This window comes from Burkholderia seminalis (assembly GCF_001718535.1).
GTDB classification, from domain to species: domain Bacteria; phylum Pseudomonadota; class Gammaproteobacteria; order Burkholderiales; family Burkholderiaceae; genus Burkholderia; species Burkholderia seminalis.
Genome location: NZ_CP013400.1, coordinates 739,829 through 755,615 on the forward strand (window position 1 = coordinate 739,829; position 15,787 = coordinate 755,615).

Sequence of the window (15,787 nt, forward strand, 5' to 3'; positions counted from 1 at the left end):
TCGCCTCGTGATGTAATCGCGCCAAACTGCGGACCGGGGCACGGCACCGGAAAGCGCGAATTCATTCTTCACGAGGTCGATTCATGTCCCCCGTCTCGGCATTCAAGCTGGTTCTGTTGTCATTCCTGGCGATCGTCGCGCTCGAATGCATCGCCAAGCGGTTGCGGTTGCCGCCCGCGGCCGCGCTGCTGATCGGCGGTATCGGGATCGCATTTATTCCCGGCCTGCCGCCGATCAACCTCGATCCCGAGCTGGTGCTGCTGGTGTTCCTGCCGCCGCTGCTGATGGACGGCGCGTACTTCTCCGTATGGGAAGAGTTCAAGCGTAACGTCGGCGGTATCCTGATGCTCGCGATCGGCGCGGTCATCTTCACGACGTTCGCGGTCGGTTTCGCCGTGCACTGGGTCGTGCCGGCGCTGCCGTGGGCCGCGTGCTTCGCGCTCGGCGCGATCGTGTCGCCGCCCGACGCGGTCGCCGCGAAAGCCGTGCTCGAACGTGTCGCGCTGCCGCGCCGGCTGATGGTGCTGCTCGAAGGCGAGAGCCTGCTGAACGACGCGGCCGGCCTCGTGCTGTTCCGCTTCGCGGTCGCGGCCGCCCTCACCGGTGCGTTCAGCCTCGAGCATGCGGTCGTGCGTTTCGCGGAACTCGGGCTCGGCGGCGTGGTGGTCGGCTTCGTGATCGGCCGGCTCGTCGTGTGGTTCCTGAAGCTGCTCGACGACGACTATCTCGTGATCACCGTCGCGGTGATCGCCGGCTGGATCGCGTACATCGCGGGCGAAATGGTCGAGGTGTCGGGCGTGATCGCGACGGTCACGGCCGGCATGATCATCGGCTGGCATCAGCACGAGGTGTTCTCGGCCGCCGTGCGCACGCGCGGCACCGCATTCTGGCAGGTCATCGTGTTCCTGCTCGAAGCGATGGTGTTCGTGCTGATCGGGCTGTCGCTGCGCGGCGCGATTCACCGGCTCGGCGGTTTCGAGCAGGTGCTTGCCACGATGGTGCCGCCGGTGGTCGCGGTGCTGGCGGCGGTGATCGTGTCGCGCTTCGTGTGGATCTACGCGGTCGAGGCGCTGAAGTGGCCGGTGCGCGGGATCGCACGGCGCGGCGAAGCGCCCGACTGGAAGGCCGCGACGATCATGAGCTGGGCCGGGATGCGCGGGGTCGTGACGCTCGCGATCGCGCTGTCGCTGCCCGAGGCGTTGCCCGGCCGCGACGTGATCCTGGTCGCGTCGTTCGCGGTGATCCTCGTCACCGTGCTGCTGCAGGGCACGACGATCGGGCCGTTGATCCGGCTGCTGCGCCTGCCGCAGCGCGAGGAGCGCGCCGCGCACCATCTGACCGAGCCGCAGACGTGGGCGCACGTCGAGGCCGCGCAGCTCGCGGCGATCCAGCCGCTCGTGCGCGACGAGCACGGCGTCGTGATCCATCCGCGCCTGCTCGAGCAGTACACGTATCGCGCGGAGCTGACCGAACGCTCGAAGAACGAACCCGAGTACCCGGCGGAAGTGCGCACCGCGCACTACGACGTCGTGCTGGCCGCGATCAGGGCCGGGCGTGCCGAACTGTTGCGCCTGCATCGGTCGGGGCGCATCCACGATGAGATGCTGCACACGCTCGAACGCGATCTCGACCTGCAGGAAGTGTCCGCGCAGCACGCGCGCGGGTAAGCGGGCGCGACCCGCTATCCCACGGGCCGGCGTTCTGCCGGCCCTGCACCGCGCGCGGCCGATCCTTCCCCGCCGCGCGATGTTGCTCCCGCCCACCAGCCGATTCGACCTGTCGGAATCCGGCCCTCAATACCACCGGCAAACAGCCTTGCAGACCATGCAAGCCTTATGGCGCCGGTCTCGCAAACGTTATCGTCTTTCGAATCCGGAAATGATCAGATTTATCTGATTCCGTCTCTTTCTGCATATTTGGCAAAACTAAACCGGAAGGAGATAGATGCTGTGTTCTAATTTCATTTAGAATCAGCCGGTTATCTTTATTGAGAGAAAGAATGCGGAGGTAATGCGGTTGCCGATGAGGAAGGAATCGGCGTCTCAAGCCCCGCAAGGCAGTGCCGACAGGCCAAATCGGCGGAATCAGGCGGGTTTTTCAACCGCCAAAATAAGATAGTGTCCAAGTCGGATAAACAACTCCTATGAAAGAATCGATTGGAGATTCGGCGTTTGAAACTGTATTTATGAAAGAATCGAGCAGTGATAATGCCTCGGATTGCCTTGAATCGGGGTTATCGGTCCTTCTGGTCGACGATCAACCGTTCGTCGGCGAGGTGATCCGCCGCGCGCTGCGCAGCGAGCACGACATCGATCTGCACGTGTGTACCGACGCGCACCGGGCGATGGCGGTCGCGCGCGACGTGAAGCCGACGGTGATCCTGCAGGACCTCGTGATGCCGGAGATCGACGGCCTCGATCTCGTCCGCGCGTGGCGCGCCGACGCCGGCACCGCGCGGGTGCCGATCATCGTGCTGTCCGCGAAGGAGGAGCCGATCGTCAAGCGCGAGGCGTTTATCGCCGGCGCGAACGACTATCTGGTGAAGCTCCCCGACGCGATGGAGCTGACCGCGCGCATCCGCTATCACTCGAATTCGTACCTGATGTCCCGGCAGCGCGACGAGGCGCTCGATTTCCTGTCGCACGACATGCGTTCCCCGCAGACGTCGATCCTCGCGCTGCTCGACGTCTACCGCGCCGAACACGGCGACATGCCGGCGATCATGGAGCGCATCGCCGGCCATGCGCGACGTGCGCTGGCGCTTGCCGACGGCTTCATCCACCTGACCCGCGCGCAGTCCGAGCGCCGCGCGCACGAGGTCTTGAGCCTCAACGAGATCGTGGTCGATGCCGTCGACCAGCTGTGGGAGAAAGCGGCCGGGCTCGGCTGCCGGGTCGTCGCGCACGTGCCCGACACCGAGTGCGTGACGATGGGCGACCGCATGATGCTCACGCGCGCGGTCGCGAACCTGATCGACAACGGGCTGAAGTACGGCCCGGCCGGCACGGACGTGCACTGCACGCTGAGCAGCGAGGACGGCGCCTGGCTGATCGGCGTCGAGGATGGCGGCGCCGGCATCGCGCCCGAGCAGCGCACGGCCGCGACCGAGTCGTTCGTGCAGCTCGAAACCGTGAACGGCGCGGCGCGCGGCGGCTTCGGCCTCGGGCTTGCGTTCGTGCGCGCGACGGCGGCGCGGCATCGCGGCCAGATCCTGATGCGCAATACGGCGCGCGGCTTCATGGTCGCGCTTCGGCTGCCGGCGCAAGCGGAGCGGTGATTTCGCGGCGCGGCCTGCCGGCGCCGCGTCGTCCGCATCCGACCCCGATGCGCTCGTGGCGCGCCGACCGGCGCGCAGGCGGGCGCGGATTTTTTCAACGCTGATTTTAGAAAGCCCATAACGAACATGGCCACCGTGACGCCCCGCGCGACCAATGAAAGCCTGCATCCGACGATCGGCGCTGCCCGGCTGACGCTCGGCAATCGCATCCTGCTCAGCTTCGGCGTGTTGTTCGTGCTGATGCTGGTGACAGCCGGCGTGTCCTACGAGCGACTGCGCGCGATCAACGCCGAAGCCATCAGCATCGAGCGCGACTCGCTGCCCGGCGTGTACCTCGCGTCATCGCTGCGCGGCTCGGTCAACGAATCGTTCATGCTGTTGCAGCAGGCAACGTTCGTCGATACCGACCCCGACAGCGTGCATCGCGATCTCGCGAAGATCGCCGACGCGATGAAGGAAGTCGAGGCGCTGTCGGTCGACTATCAGGCCACGACGTTCCGCGACGACGACCGGCAGCGGTTCGCCGCGTTCCGCGGCGCATACGATCGTTACCTGCCGCTCCTGAGCGACGCGATTCAGAAGACCCGCGCGTCGCACGACGACGCGGTCGCGGCGTACACGAAGGCGCAACCGGCCTGGGCCGAGGTCGTGCGCAACGCCAACGTCCTGGTCCAGGAGAACCGCAAGTTCGCCGAGCAGTCCGCGAAGCTGATCCGCGAATCCGTGCAGGACACCGAGGTCGTGCTCGCGACCGCGCTCGCGTTCGTGCTGCTGTCCGCGCTCGGGCTCGGCTACGTGCTGTACCGTTCGGTGACCGTTCCGATGGCGCGCCTGGTGGAAGTGCACGACGTGATGCGCACCGGCAACCTCACGCGCCGCCTCGACCTGCGTCGCCGCGACGAATTCGGCACGCTCGAGACGGGCTTCAACCGGATGGCCGACGAGCTGACCGAACTCGTCGCGCGCGCGCAGCAGTCGTCGCTGCAGGTGACCACGTCGGTGGCCGAGATCGCGGCGACGTCGCGCGAGCAGCAGGCGACCGCGAACGAAACCGCGGCGACGACGACCGAGATCGGCGCGACCTCGCGCGAGATCTTCGCGACCTCGCGCGATCTGCTGCGCACGATGAACGAGGTGGCCGGCGTGGCCGAGCAGTCGGCGACGCTCGCCGGCGTGAGCCAGAGCGGGCTCACGCGGATGGGCGAGACGATGCGCAGCGTGATGGACGCGGCCGGCTCGGTGAACGCGAAGCTCGCGATCCTCAACGAGAAGGCGCTGAACATCAACCAGGTGGTCGCGACCATCACCAAGGTGGCCGACCAGACCAACCTGCTGTCGCTGAACGCGGCGATCGAGGCCGAGAAGGCCGGCGAGTACGGCCGCGGCTTCGCGGTCGTCGCGACCGAGATCCGTCGCCTGGCCGACCAGACGGCCGTCGCGACCTACGACATCGAGCAGACGGTGAAGGAAATCCAGTCGGCCGTGTCGGCGGGGGTGATGGGGATGGACAAGTTCTCCGAGGAGGTGCGCCGCGGGATGCTCGACGTGCAGCAGGTCGGCGGGCAGCTGTCGCAGATCATCGCCGAGGTGCAGACGCTCGCACCGCGCTTCCAGATGGTCAACGAGGGGATGCAGACGCAGGCGAACGGCGCCGAGCAGATCACGCAGGCGCTGTCGCAACTGTCGGAGGCCGCGCAGCAGACGGCCGAGTCGCTGCGCCAGTCGTCGCAGGCGATCGACGACCTGACGCTGGTGGCGAACCAGTTGCGCACCAGTGTGTCGCGCTTCAAGGTCGACGCGTGACGCGCGCCGATCCGCAGAACGGCGCGCAGGCGCTGTTCCTGATGTTCGAGCTCGACGGCGAGCGTTATGCGCTCGACGCGGCCGGCATCGACGAGGTGCTGCCGCTCGCGGACACGAAGGCCGTGCCCGGCGCGCCCGACTGGATCGCCGGGCTGTTGATGCGCGCCGGCCAGCCGGTGCCGGTGATCGACGTGCCGATGCTGGCGCTCGGGCGGCGCGCGCACGCGCTGCGCTCGACGCGGCTCGTGATGGTCCGCTACCGCGCGGGCGAGGCCGGCGTCGAGCGCACGCTCGGCCTGATCGTCGAACGTGCGACACAGACGATGCGGATCGACCGCGCGGCGTTCCACGCGAGCGGCATCTCGACCGCGCGCACGCGCTGGCTCGGGCACGTCGCCAATACGCCTGACGGCATCGTGCAGCAGGTGTCGGTGTCCGACCTGATCGATGACGTGGCGCGCCTGTATCTGTTCGATGGCCTGCCGGGCCACGGGGGGGAGTTCGCATGAAAGCGTCCGAATCGCGATTTCGCGGCTGGCTGTTGCGCGAGACCGGCATCGACCCCGATTCGCTCGGCAACGATTTTCTGACGCGGGCGCTGACGGAGCGCGTGCATGCGCTGCAGGCGGACGGCGAGCGGCTGCCGTCGGCGGCGCGGCCGCCGGTCACGCCGGAGGCGCTCGACGCGTACTGGCAGCAGTTGAACGCATCGGCCGACGAGCGGCGCGCGCTGATCGAGCTGTTCGTCGTGCCCGAGACGTGGTTCTTCCGCGACCGCGAGGCGTTCGCGACGCTCGCGCGGCTGGCGGCCGAACGGCTTGCCGCGCTGCCCGGCCGGGTGATCCGCGTGCTGAGCGCGCCGTGCTCGACGGGCGAGGAGCCGTATTCGGCGGCGATGGCGCTGCTCGACGCGGGGCTCGAGCCGGCCAGCTTCACGATCGACGCGATCGATCTCAGCGCGCGCGCGATCGAGTACGCGCGGCTCGGCTGTTACGGACGCAACGCGTTTCGCGGCACGGCGACGGAGTTTCGTTCACGGTATTTCACGCCGGCCAGCGACGGCTGGCTGCTCGACGAGCGCGTGCGCGCCTGCGTGCAGTTTCGTCACGCGAATCTCGTCGAACCGGCCGCGGATACGGGCATTCGCTACGATTTCGTGTTCTGCCGCAACGTGCTGATCTATTTCGACCGCGACGCGCAGGATCGCGTGATCCGCTCGCTCGACGCGCTGCTCGTCGACGACGGCATGCTGTTCGTCGGGCCGGCCGAAACGGGCGTCGCGATGCGGCACGGAATGCGCTCGGCGCGCGTGCCGCTGGCATTCGCGTTTCATCGCGAGCCGGCCGGCACGGCGGCCGACGCGGCCGCGGCTGCGGCGGCGCCGTACCGGCGCACCGAGCGCTTCACGGTCGCGCCGCTCGCCGCGACGCGCTCGGTGCTGGCCGTTGCGCCGCCGTCCTGGCCGGGTGATGCGCGTCAGCCGTTCGCGGTGCCTCCGCCGGCCGTGAACACGGCCACCTTCGATGCGCGGGCCGACCTGTCGGCCGCGACGGCCGAAGCGGTCGCGCCGGTTGCCGAAGCCGTCGCGCCGACGCTCGAGGATGCGCAGGCGCTCGCGAACGCCGGCGCATTCGACGAGGCCGAGCGCGTGCTCGCGCAGTTCTCGGCGCGCGTCGGCCCGCATGCCGATGCGTTCTACCTGAACGGATTGATCGCGGATGCGCGCGGGCGCGCCGCGGAAGCGGGCGACTTCTACCGGAAGGCGCTGTACCTGCGACCCACGCACCACGAAGCGCTGACCCATCTCGCGACGCTGCTCGACGTCGGCGGCGATCGCGCGGGCGCGCAATGGCTGCTCGAGCGCGCACGGCGCTCGGCCGGCTGACACGATGACGGAATCGGGACCGACACCGCGATGACCAGAGGAATTCATGAACCGCGCCGCCGCTGCCATTGACGACACGACGATCGACGTCGACGATTGCTGGAACCGGATCGGCACGCGCGGCGACCGCTCGTGCGAGCGGCTGAACGACTGCCTGCGCTGCCTGAACTGTCCGGTCTACGCGTATCACGCGGCGAAGCTGCTCGAGCGCCCGCTCGACGTGGCCGAGATGGCCGACGCGACGCGCCGGATCAGTGCGTTCGGCGCGACGCGCGCGGGCGACGACGGCGACACGCACCACGCGGCGCTGGCGTTCCGCGTGGCCGACGAATGGCTTGCGCTGCCGATCGGTGTGCTGCGCGAGATCGCCGGCACGCGCCCGATCCATTCGCTGCCGCATCGCCGCCATTCGGCCGTGCGCGGCGTGGTCAACATCCGCGGCACGCTGCGCATCGCGATCTCGATCGGCGCGTTGCTCGGCCTCGATGCCGGCAAGGGCGGCGACCGCGACGGCGACGGCCGCTTCACGCGGCTGCTGGTCGCCGCGCACCAGGGCGAGCCGGTCGTGTTTCCGGTCGATGAAGTCGAGGGCGTGCTGCGCTACGGCGCGTCCGACTGGGTGCCCGTGCCGGCGACCGTCGGGCGCGCGAGCGCCGGGCTGTCGCGCGGCGTGCTGTCGTGGCGCGGCAAGTCGGTGGGCCTGCTCGACGACGACCGTCTGTTCGACGCCGTGACACGGAGCATGCGATGAGCGGTGATGACGACCTGAGCCACCTGTCGCTGCTCGAGCTGTATCGCGAGGAGACGCGCACGCAGACCCAGGCGCTGTCCGAGCGGCTGCTCGCGCTCGAATCGGGCGAGCCCGACTCGGTCGCGCTCGAAGCCTGCATGCGCGCCGCGCATTCGCTGAAGGGGGCCGCGCGCATCGTCGGCGTGCCGCTCGGCGTCGACATCGCGGGGCGGATGGAGGAGTGCTTCGTCGCCGCGCAGGCCGGCACGATCTCGCTGACGGCCACGCACGTCGACGTGCTGCTCGCCGGCGTCGATCTGCTGGTGCGCGTCGGCGATCCGCAGGCGCAGCCCGTCACGTCGACCGAGATCGACGTGTTCGCGGCCGCGCTCGCGGGCGCCGACGGCGCGCAGACGATGCAGGCGCCTGCCGGGATGCCGCCGCCGGTGCCGCCGCCTGCCATGCCGTATCGCGACCACGACGGCGCCGCGAACGAGCCGGTCGGCGCGAGCGCCGCGGTGCCGCCGCTCGCGGTGTCGGGCGCGGCGCCCGATCCGGCGCAGGCCGGCCGCGTGGCCGGCGCCGGCGCGATGCGCCGCGTGCGGGCCGATACGCTGAACCGGCTGCTGAGCCTGTCCGGCGAATCGCTGGTCGAATCGCGCTGGCTCAAGCCGTTCGCCGAATCGATGCTGCGCGTGAAGCGCGCGCAGCGCGACGCGGCCCGTTCGCTCGATCTGATGTACGAACAATTCGCCGACGATCTCGACGCGGGCATGCTCGCGTCGATGAACGAAGTGCGGCACATGCTCAACGACCTGCAGCGTTCGCTGGCCGAGCGCATGGACGAATTCGACCGCTTCGAGCGGCGCAGCACGCATATCGCCGAGCAGCTGTACGACGAGGCGCTGCAGTGCCGGATGCGGCCGTTCGGCGACGCGACGCGCGCGTATCCGCGCATCGTCCGCGATCTCGCGCGTTCGCTCGGCAAGCAGGTGCGCTTTTCGATCGTCGGCGAGAGCACGCAGGTCGATCGCGACATCCTCGACCTGCTCGACGCGCCGCTCGGCCATCTGCTGCGCAACGCGATCGATCACGGCGTCGATTCGCCCGATGCGCGGCGTGCGCGCGGCAAGCCGGCCGAGGCCAGCGTGACGCTGGAGGCGCGCCACAGCGCCGGCTCGCTGCTCGTCAGCGTGATCGACGACGGGCCGGGCGTCGACATGGACGCGCTGCGCGCGGCCGTCGTGCGCCAGCGCCTGACCGACGACGAGACGGCCGCGCGGCTGTCCGACCCCGAGCTGCTCGAATTCCTGCTGCTGCCGGGCTTCTCGATGCGCGATGCGGTGACCGACGTGTCGGGGCGCGGCGTCGGCCTCGATGCGGTGCAGGAGATGGTGCGCGGCGTGCGCGGCGCGGTGCGGATCTTCAACGAGCCGGGCGCGGGCATGCGCTTCGTGCTGCAGCTGCCGCTCACGCTGTCGGTGATCCGCAGCCTGCTCGTCGAAGTCGGCGGCGAGCCGTATGCGTTCCCGCTCGCGCATGTGCGCCGCACGCTCGAACTCGCGCACGACGACATCGACGTGCTCGAAGGGCAGCCGCATTTTCCGTTCGACGGCCGGCGCGCGGGCCTGGTCGCCGCGCACCAGTTGCTCGACGCGGGCGAACCCGACGTCGCGCGCACGAGCACGGCCGTCGTGGTCGTCGGCGGCGAGCCCGAGCTGTACGGCGTCGCGGTCGACCGTTTCCTCGGCGAGCGGATGCTCGTCGTGCAGCCGCTCGACAGCCGCCTGAACAAGATCCAGAACATCGCGGCCGGCGCGCTGCTCGAGAACGGCGACCCGGTGCTGATCGTCGACGTCGAGGACCTGATCCGCTCGGTCGACAAGCTCGTGCGCGGCGGGCAGCTTGCGCGGGTCACGCGCGACCCGCAACTCGCGTTCGCCGATCGCCGCCGCCGCGTGCTCGTCGTCGACGATTCGCTGACGGTGCGCGAGCTCGAACGCAAGCTGCTGGAAAAGCGCGGTTACGACGTGACGGTCGCGGTCGACGGGATGGAGGGCTGGAACGCGGTGCGCAGCGATACGTTCGATCTCGTCGTGACCGACGTCGACATGCCGCGCATGGACGGCATCGAACTCGTCACGCTGATCAAGGGCGATCCGATGCTCAAGCGCGTGCCGGTGATGATCGTGTCGTACAAGGATCGAGACGAGGATCGCCGTCGCGGGCTCGACGCCGGCGCCGACTACTACCTCGCGAAGAGCAGCTTCCACGACGAGGCGCTGCTCGATGCCGTGCACGACCTGATCGGGGGTGCACGCGGATGAACATCGGTATCGTCAACGACCTGCCGCTGGCCGTGGAGGCGCTGCGCCGCGTGATCGCGCTGCGCGCGGACCACCGCGTGCTGTGGGTCGCGACCGATGGCGACGAGGCCGTGGATTTCTGCGTCGCGCAGCCGCCCGACGTCGTGCTGATGGATCTCGTGATGCCGAAGGTCGACGGCGTCGCGGCGACGCGCCGGATCATGGCGCGCGCGCCGTGCGCGATCCTGATCGTCACGGCGAGCGTCAGCGCGAACACGTCGTCGGTGTACGAGGCGATGGGGGCCGGTGCGCTCGATGCGGTCGACACGCCGACCCTCGCGCTCGGGCTGTCGACCGACGCGTCGCCGCAGGCGCTGCTCGCGAAGATCGACCAGATCGGCCGGCTGCTCGAAAGCCGGACGGCCGCGCTCGTGCCGCCGGGGCCGGCGCCCGCGCGCGGCCAGCCCACGCTCGTCGCGATCGGCGCGTCGGCGGGCGGACCGACCGCGCTCACCGCGCTGTTGCGCGCGCTGCCGGCCGATTTCCCGGCCGCGCTCGTGATCGTCCAGCACGTCGACCAGGCGTTCGCGTACGGGATGGCCGAGTGGCTCGACGGCTATACGCGGCTGCCGGTGCGCGTCGCGCGGCAAGGCAGCGTGCCGCAGGCCGGCGAGGTACTGCTGGCGGCCACCAACGATCACCTTTACCTGTCGCCGCGCGGCGTGCTCGGCTATACGCAGCATCCGGTCGAGACGCCGTACCGGCCGTCGATCGACGTGTTCTTCAACAGCGTCGCCGACGGCTGGCAGGGCGACGCGCTCGGCGTGCTGCTGACCGGCATGGGACGCGACGGTGCGCTCGGCCTGAAGGCGATGCGCGCGAAGGGGTGCTACACGATCGCGCAGGACGAGGCGACCAGCGCCGTCTACGGGATGCCGAAGGCGGCCGCGGCGATCGGCGCGGCGTCGGCGATCCTGCCGCTCGAGCGGATCGCGCCCCAGCTGATCTCGCGCATCACGCGCCCGCTGCGCGACTGACGGCACGCGGCGGGCCGCATTGCGGGCGATGCGCGGCGTCGCGTACAATGGCGGCCTGCGGAGATGGCATGCCTCCCTGCGGCCGTTGCCGGCGCGTTGCGCGCGGGGCGGCCCTCAACCGCCGGTTTGCCCGGCTGATGATGCCTGCGTGTTCCTGGGTCGTCAGGAGGTCGCAGGCCGTCCATGCGGTATTCTGCCGCCCAGGTTTTGATGTTCCGTCGAATCTGGAAATCATGTTTTTCACGACTTCTTCCGATCTTCTCGCGACCGTGCGCTACGTATGCCGCTGGCTCGCGCTCTCGGCGCTGCTCGGCGCGCTCGCGGGCACGGCTTCCGCGTTGTTCCTGATCGCGCTCGACTGGGCGACCGGCACGCGCGTCGCGCATCCGTGGCTGCTGTGGGGGCTGCCGGCCGCCGGTTTCGCCACCGGCTGGACCTATCACCGTTTCGGCCAGTCGGTCGCGCGCGGCAACAACCTACTGATCGACGAGATCCACGATCCGAAGGCGCTCGTGCCGAAGCGGATGGCGCCGCTCGTGCTCGTCGCGACCGTCGTCACGCATCTGTTCGGCGGCTCGGCCGGCCGCGAGGGCACGGCCGTGCAGATGGGCGGCGCGCTGGCCGATCGCATCACGCACGTGTTCAGGCTCGATCGCGAGCATCGCCGCGTGCTGCTGATGGGCGGCATCGCGGCCGGTTTCGCGTCGGTGTTCGGCACGCCGCTCGCGGGCGCCGTGTTCGGGCTCGAGGTGCTCGCGATCGGGCGCGTGCGGTACGACGCGCTGCTGACCTGCGTCGCGTCGGCGATCGTCGCGGACGTCGTGTGCCGCGCGTGGGGCGTGCATCACACGGCCTATGCGATTCCGTTCGTGCCGGCCGTGTCGGCGACGGGGCTGGTCGTGACGATCGTCGCGGGCGTCGCGTTCGGCGTCGTCGGGCGGCTGTTCGCGTTCGCGACGCATGCGCTGACCGCGTGGTTCCGCCGCGTCGTCCGCCATGCGCCGCTGCAGCCGGTGCTCGGCGGCCTGCTGGTCGCGGTGGCGGCCACCGTGCTGAACGTGCCGCAGTACCTCGGCCTCGGCATCCCGACGATCGAAGCGGCGTTTCACGGCCCGCTGCCGCTCTACGATTTCGCGGGCAAGTTCGCGTTCACGGTCGTCACGCTCGCGTCGGGATTCAAGGGCGGCGAAGTGACGCCGCTGTTCTATATCGGCGCGACGCTCGGCAACGCGCTCGGCCAGGTGCTGGCGCTGCCGGTGCCGGTACTCGCGGGGCTCGGGTTCGTCGCGGTGTTCGCGGGCGCGGCCAACACGCCGATCGCGTCGACGATCATGGCGATCGAACTGTTTGGCGCGGACATCGGCGTGTATGCGATCGTCGCGTGTGTCGTCGCGTACCTGTTTTCGGGGCACGCGGGGATTTATCGCGCGCAGCGCGTGGCGGTGGGCAAGGGGACACAGGCCGGGGCGGAGTGAGGCGCGCAAGCGGCTGCGGTCGAAGCCGTTCGAGGGTGCCGTTTGACGAACCGGAGCCCCGGATCGAGGTGTTATTCGACGAAAACCGGGTTCCGGTGATCCGGCGGATCACCGGGCACGCGGCCTTACTGCTTCGGCAGCCGCGCGACGTTGCGCGCGAGCAGTTCCTCGATGTCGATGCCTTTTTCCGCCAGCAGCGCGGTGACGACGCCGTTGAGTTCGCCGAGCGTTTCCTTGACCGCTTCGCGGATCGTATCGACGACCACCTGCGTGCTGCGCTCGATCTCGATGTTGACCTTGTCGTTGACGCCCTTCGCATCGAAGGTCGTCGCGCGGCGCGTTTCGGGAATCAGCCAGATATCGAACCAGCCTTCGTCGCGGTTCACGTCCGAGACCGTGAGGCTGCAGCCGTTGATCGCGATATAGCCCTTCGCGAACACATAACGCTTGAACTCGGCGGGCACGCCGATGCGGATCATCCGGTTGTGTTCGGACGTCGCGATGTGCAGGATGGTGCCCGGGAAGTCGACATGGCCCGACAGCGGATGCCCGCCGATTTCCGCGCCGTCCTTCGCGGCCCGTTCGACGTTGATCCGCGAGCCGGTCGCGAGATCGGCCAGCGTCGTGATTTTCAGGCTCGGCAGCATCACGTCGAAGTCGACCAGCGTCGGCGAATGGATGGTCGTCACCGTCAGGCAGACGCCGTCGACCGAGACGCTGGCCCCGATTTCGATGTCGTCGGTGAACCGCTCGGGGAATTCGATGCTGAACGTTCTCAGCTCCCCGTGATCCTTGGTGGCCTTGATGACGCCAACGCCCTGGACAATTCCTGTAAACATCGTCGATCCCTCGTCGCTAATTTCCTGGCCGACATGATAAGTGATCCCGCAAGAGGCGGTGCCGCCGCGCGCGATCCGGGGGAGGCCCCGCGATATTCGGGGACATGAAAAAGGCCGTGCACACGGCACGACCTCGAACCGGATCTCGTGGGGCGCCCCGGCCCGGCAGTCCCGCCGGCATCACCGGGCCGGGGGCTTGCGTCAGGCTTCCGCCGGCTCCCCCAGCGGCCCGGCGTCGTTGTTCGCCATGCGCCGCGGCGCATCGGCGAGCCCCTTCGCGAGCTCCAGCGCCTGCCGCTCGAACAGCCGGCGGTAGATGCCGCCCTCGATGCGGATCAGCGCGTCGTGGTTGCCTTCCTCGATCACCTTGCCGCGATCGAGCACGAGCAGCCGGTCGAGCGCGCGCACCGTCGACAGCCGGTGCGCGACCACGAGCGTCGTGCGGCCGACCATCAGCCGCTCCATCGCCTGCTGGATCAGCAGCTCGCTTTCGCTGTCGAGGCTCGACGTCGCTTCGTCGAGGATCAGGATCGGCGCGTCGGCGAGGAACGCGCGCGCGATCGCGACGCGCTGGCGTTCGCCGCCCGACAGCTTGATCCCGCGTTCGCCGACGAGCGTGTCATAGCCGTCCGGCAGCGCGGCGATGAAGTCGTGCGCGCTGGCGAGACGCGCGGCGCGCTCGATGTCGGCGCGGCTCGCGTCGGGGCGCGCGTAGGCGATGTTCTCCGCGAGCGTCCGGTGGAACAGCACGGGCTCCTGCTGCACGATCGCGATCTGGCTGCGCAGCGAATCCTGCCGCACGCGCGCGATGTCCTGGCCGTCGATCGTGATGCGGCCGCCCGACACGTCGTACAGCCGCTGGATCAGCTTGATGAACGTCGTCTTGCCCGACCCCGAGTGGCCGACGAGGCCCACGCGCTCGCCCGGAGCGATGCGCATCGAGAAGTCGTCGTACAGCGGCACCGGATGGTTGCCGTAGCGGAACGTCACGTGCTCGAAGCGGATCTCGCCTTGTCCGATCCGGATGGCCGGCGCGTCGGGGCGGTCGTCGATGCCGAGCGGCTGGCGTTCGAGCGCGACGAGCTCTTCCATGTCGTTCACCGAGCGCTGCAGGTTGCGGATGTGCATGCCGACGTCGCGCAGGTAGCCCTGCAGCATGAAGAACATCGTCAGCGCGAACGCGATGTCGCCGACGCTCGCCTCGTCGTTCGCCCACAGCCGCAGCGCGACGCCGATCATCGCGGCCTGCATCGCGACGAGCATCGCGCCCTGCAGCCCGCCGTTGAACGTGCCGCGCACCCACGTGCGGCGCGTGCGCTGCCGCCACTTGCCGATCACGCGCGCGAGCCGCGCTTCCTCGCGCGTTTCCGCGCCGAAGGCCTTGACCACGGCGTTGCAGCTGACGGCGTCGGCGAGGGCGCCGCCCATGCGCGTATCCCACAGGTTGCCGAGCCGCGCGGCCGGCGCGACGATGCCGAGCGACACCGCGACCGTCACCGAGATGTACAGCAACGAGCCCGCGCCAACGACGAGCCCCATCACGGGCCAGTGCGTACCGAGCAGCACGGTGGCGCCGACCAGCATCGTGACCGACGGCAGCAGCGCGATCAGCACCGTGTCGTTCAGCAGGTCGAGCGCCCAGATGCCGCGCGTGATCTTGCGTACGGTCGAGCCCGCGAAGCTGTTCGCGTGCCAGTCGGTCGAGAAGCGCTGCACGCGATGGAACGACGCGGCGGCGATCTCGCTCATCATCTTCAGCGTGAGCGTGATGATGTTCAGGTACACGCCCTGGCGCAGCACCGTCGCGCCGATGCCGAGCGCCGCGAGCATGCCGAACGCGGCGAGGGCCGAATGCCACGCGGCGGCACGGTCGGTGAGGCCGGTCGACAGTGCGTCGACGAGGCGGCCGGCGAACAGCGGCGTGAGGACGTCCGCGAGCGCGGCGAACAGCGCGAGGCCCGCGACCGTGGCGGTGCGTGCCGGCTGCTTGCGCCAGTAACGAAGGGTGAAGCCGAAGACGGCCCGGAATGCGTGGCCGCCCAGATGGGAGGTTTTTCTGGTCATTTATCGTTGCCCGGCGCATCGCGCGACGGGACTTTCCGGTTCGGAGAACGTCGAAAACGCAACAGCCGGGCCGCGTGGAAAACGCGGGCGGAGCGAAAAACGGGCTGTCGGGAAAAGCGCGGCGGACGGGTTAGCGGAAAACTCGGGAGCCGGCGCGGACGGCGGGCTGGATCAGCTGCGCCGTGGGACCACGTTCGAGAAGGTGGCTGGCATTCGGAACATCTGCACCTCCTCTGAAGTGAACGTTGAAAGGACGCCGAAAAGACGTGAAAAGATTCTATCAGCAGTGTACGGCGCGCTGCAACGTCTGACGAATGCGGCGTTGCGGCGTCGATACGGTTAGTATTCAGGGTTTCGGCCCTGCTTTCGCG

At 69.2% G+C, this 15,787-nt stretch carries 11 protein-coding genes and 1 riboswitch; of the genes, 9 read left to right on the plus strand and 2 right to left on the minus strand.

The window, feature by feature from the left end; translation table 11 throughout:
• Nucleotides 1-83 precede the first annotated feature (83 nt).
• The 9 genes from WJ12_RS24105 (at nucleotide 84) to WJ12_RS24145 (ending at nucleotide 12,513) form a co-directional block, all read left to right on the plus strand.
• Nucleotides 84-1,667, plus strand: a complete 1,584-nt coding sequence (locus tag WJ12_RS24105) for a Na+/H+ antiporter (RefSeq protein ID WP_049031033.1) — start codon at nucleotides 84-86, stop codon at nucleotides 1,665-1,667.
• A 476-nt stretch (nucleotides 1,668-2,143) separates the two neighbouring features.
• On the plus strand, nucleotides 2,144-3,277 hold the full coding sequence (locus WJ12_RS24110; protein ID WP_034185665.1) for a hybrid sensor histidine kinase/response regulator: 1,134 nt from the start codon (nucleotides 2,144-2,146) through the stop codon (nucleotides 3,275-3,277).
• Between the two features lie 126 nt (nucleotides 3,278-3,403).
• A complete protein-coding gene (locus WJ12_RS24115; RefSeq protein ID WP_034185666.1) occupies nucleotides 3,404-5,080 on the plus strand; it encodes a methyl-accepting chemotaxis protein in 1,677 nt (558 codons plus the stop codon).
• Nucleotides 5,077-5,589 carry a chemotaxis protein CheW gene (locus WJ12_RS24120; RefSeq protein WP_034185667.1) on the plus strand — a complete coding sequence of 171 codons (513 nt, stop codon included), beginning with the start codon at nucleotides 5,077-5,079 and terminating at the stop codon, nucleotides 5,587-5,589. Before WJ12_RS24115 ends, WJ12_RS24120 begins: the two co-directional genes overlap by 4 nt.
• Entirely contained in the window at nucleotides 5,586-6,965 is a 1,380-nt protein-coding gene (locus tag WJ12_RS24125; RefSeq protein ID WP_034185668.1) for a CheR family methyltransferase, read from the plus strand. The genes WJ12_RS24120 and WJ12_RS24125 overlap by 4 nt, the downstream gene beginning before the upstream one ends.
• A 46-nt stretch (nucleotides 6,966-7,011) precedes the next feature.
• Entirely contained in the window at nucleotides 7,012-7,716 is a 705-nt protein-coding gene (locus WJ12_RS24130) for a chemotaxis protein CheW (RefSeq protein ID WP_034185669.1), read from the plus strand.
• Nucleotides 7,713-10,022 carry a hybrid sensor histidine kinase/response regulator gene (locus tag WJ12_RS24135; protein ID WP_059558466.1) on the plus strand — a complete coding sequence of 770 codons (2,310 nt, stop codon included), beginning with the start codon at nucleotides 7,713-7,715 and terminating at the stop codon, nucleotides 10,020-10,022. The genes WJ12_RS24130 and WJ12_RS24135 overlap by 4 nt, the downstream gene beginning before the upstream one ends.
• Complete coding sequence (gene cheB, locus WJ12_RS24140; protein ID WP_034185671.1) at nucleotides 10,019-11,038, plus strand: chemotaxis response regulator protein-glutamate methylesterase; 1,020 nt, start codon at nucleotides 10,019-10,021, stop codon at nucleotides 11,036-11,038. The genes WJ12_RS24135 and cheB overlap by 4 nt, the downstream gene beginning before the upstream one ends.
• Before the next feature lie 50 nt (nucleotides 11,039-11,088).
• A riboswitch (Fluoride riboswitch) is annotated at nucleotides 11,089-11,192 on the plus strand.
• A gap of 79 nt (nucleotides 11,193-11,271) precedes the next feature.
• Nucleotides 11,272-12,513 carry a voltage-gated chloride channel family protein gene (locus WJ12_RS24145; RefSeq protein ID WP_034185672.1) on the plus strand — a complete coding sequence of 414 codons (1,242 nt, stop codon included), beginning with the start codon at nucleotides 11,272-11,274 and terminating at the stop codon, nucleotides 12,511-12,513.
• 125 nt (nucleotides 12,514-12,638) lie between these two features.
• Here WJ12_RS24145 and WJ12_RS24150 read toward each other — a convergent pair whose 3' ends face one another.
• Together WJ12_RS24150 and WJ12_RS24155 are read right to left on the minus strand one after the other, a co-directional pair.
• Nucleotides 12,639-13,352 (minus strand): riboflavin synthase, encoded by a 714-nt coding sequence (locus WJ12_RS24150; RefSeq protein ID WP_034185673.1) that lies wholly within the window; start codon nucleotides 13,350-13,352, stop codon nucleotides 12,639-12,641.
• A gap of 201 nt (nucleotides 13,353-13,553) precedes the next feature.
• Complete coding sequence (locus WJ12_RS24155) at nucleotides 13,554-15,416, minus strand: ABC transporter ATP-binding protein (RefSeq protein WP_069245879.1); 1,863 nt, start codon at nucleotides 15,414-15,416, stop codon at nucleotides 13,554-13,556.
• Between the last annotated feature and the right edge of the window lie 371 nt (nucleotides 15,417-15,787).

Excerpts from the sequence above, each read along its gene's own strand:
- cheB (WP_034185671.1), top strand. The coding sequence starts at position 10,019 with ATGAACATCGGTATCGTCAACGACCTGCCGCTGGCCGTGGAGGCGCTG.
- WJ12_RS24145 (WP_034185672.1), top strand. The coding sequence starts at position 11,272 with ATGTTTTTCACGACTTCTTCCGATCTTCTCGCGACCGTGCGCTACGTA.
- WJ12_RS24150 (WP_034185673.1), bottom strand. The coding sequence starts at position 13,352 with ATGTTTACAGGAATTGTCCAGGGCGTTGGCGTCATCAAGGCCACCAAG.
- WJ12_RS24135 (WP_059558466.1), top strand. The coding sequence starts at position 7,713 with ATGAGCGGTGATGACGACCTGAGCCACCTGTCGCTGCTCGAGCTGTAT.
- WJ12_RS24125 (WP_034185668.1), top strand. The coding sequence starts at position 5,586 with ATGAAAGCGTCCGAATCGCGATTTCGCGGCTGGCTGTTGCGCGAGACC.
- WJ12_RS24105 (WP_049031033.1), top strand. The coding sequence starts at position 84 with ATGTCCCCCGTCTCGGCATTCAAGCTGGTTCTGTTGTCATTCCTGGCG.
- WJ12_RS24110 (WP_034185665.1), top strand. The coding sequence starts at position 2,144 with ATGAAAGAATCGATTGGAGATTCGGCGTTTGAAACTGTATTTATGAAA.
- WJ12_RS24115 (WP_034185666.1), top strand. The coding sequence starts at position 3,404 with ATGGCCACCGTGACGCCCCGCGCGACCAATGAAAGCCTGCATCCGACG.
- WJ12_RS24155 (WP_069245879.1), bottom strand. The coding sequence starts at position 15,416 with ATGACCAGAAAAACCTCCCATCTGGGCGGCCACGCATTCCGGGCCGTC.
- WJ12_RS24130 (WP_034185669.1), top strand. The coding sequence starts at position 7,012 with ATGAACCGCGCCGCCGCTGCCATTGACGACACGACGATCGACGTCGAC.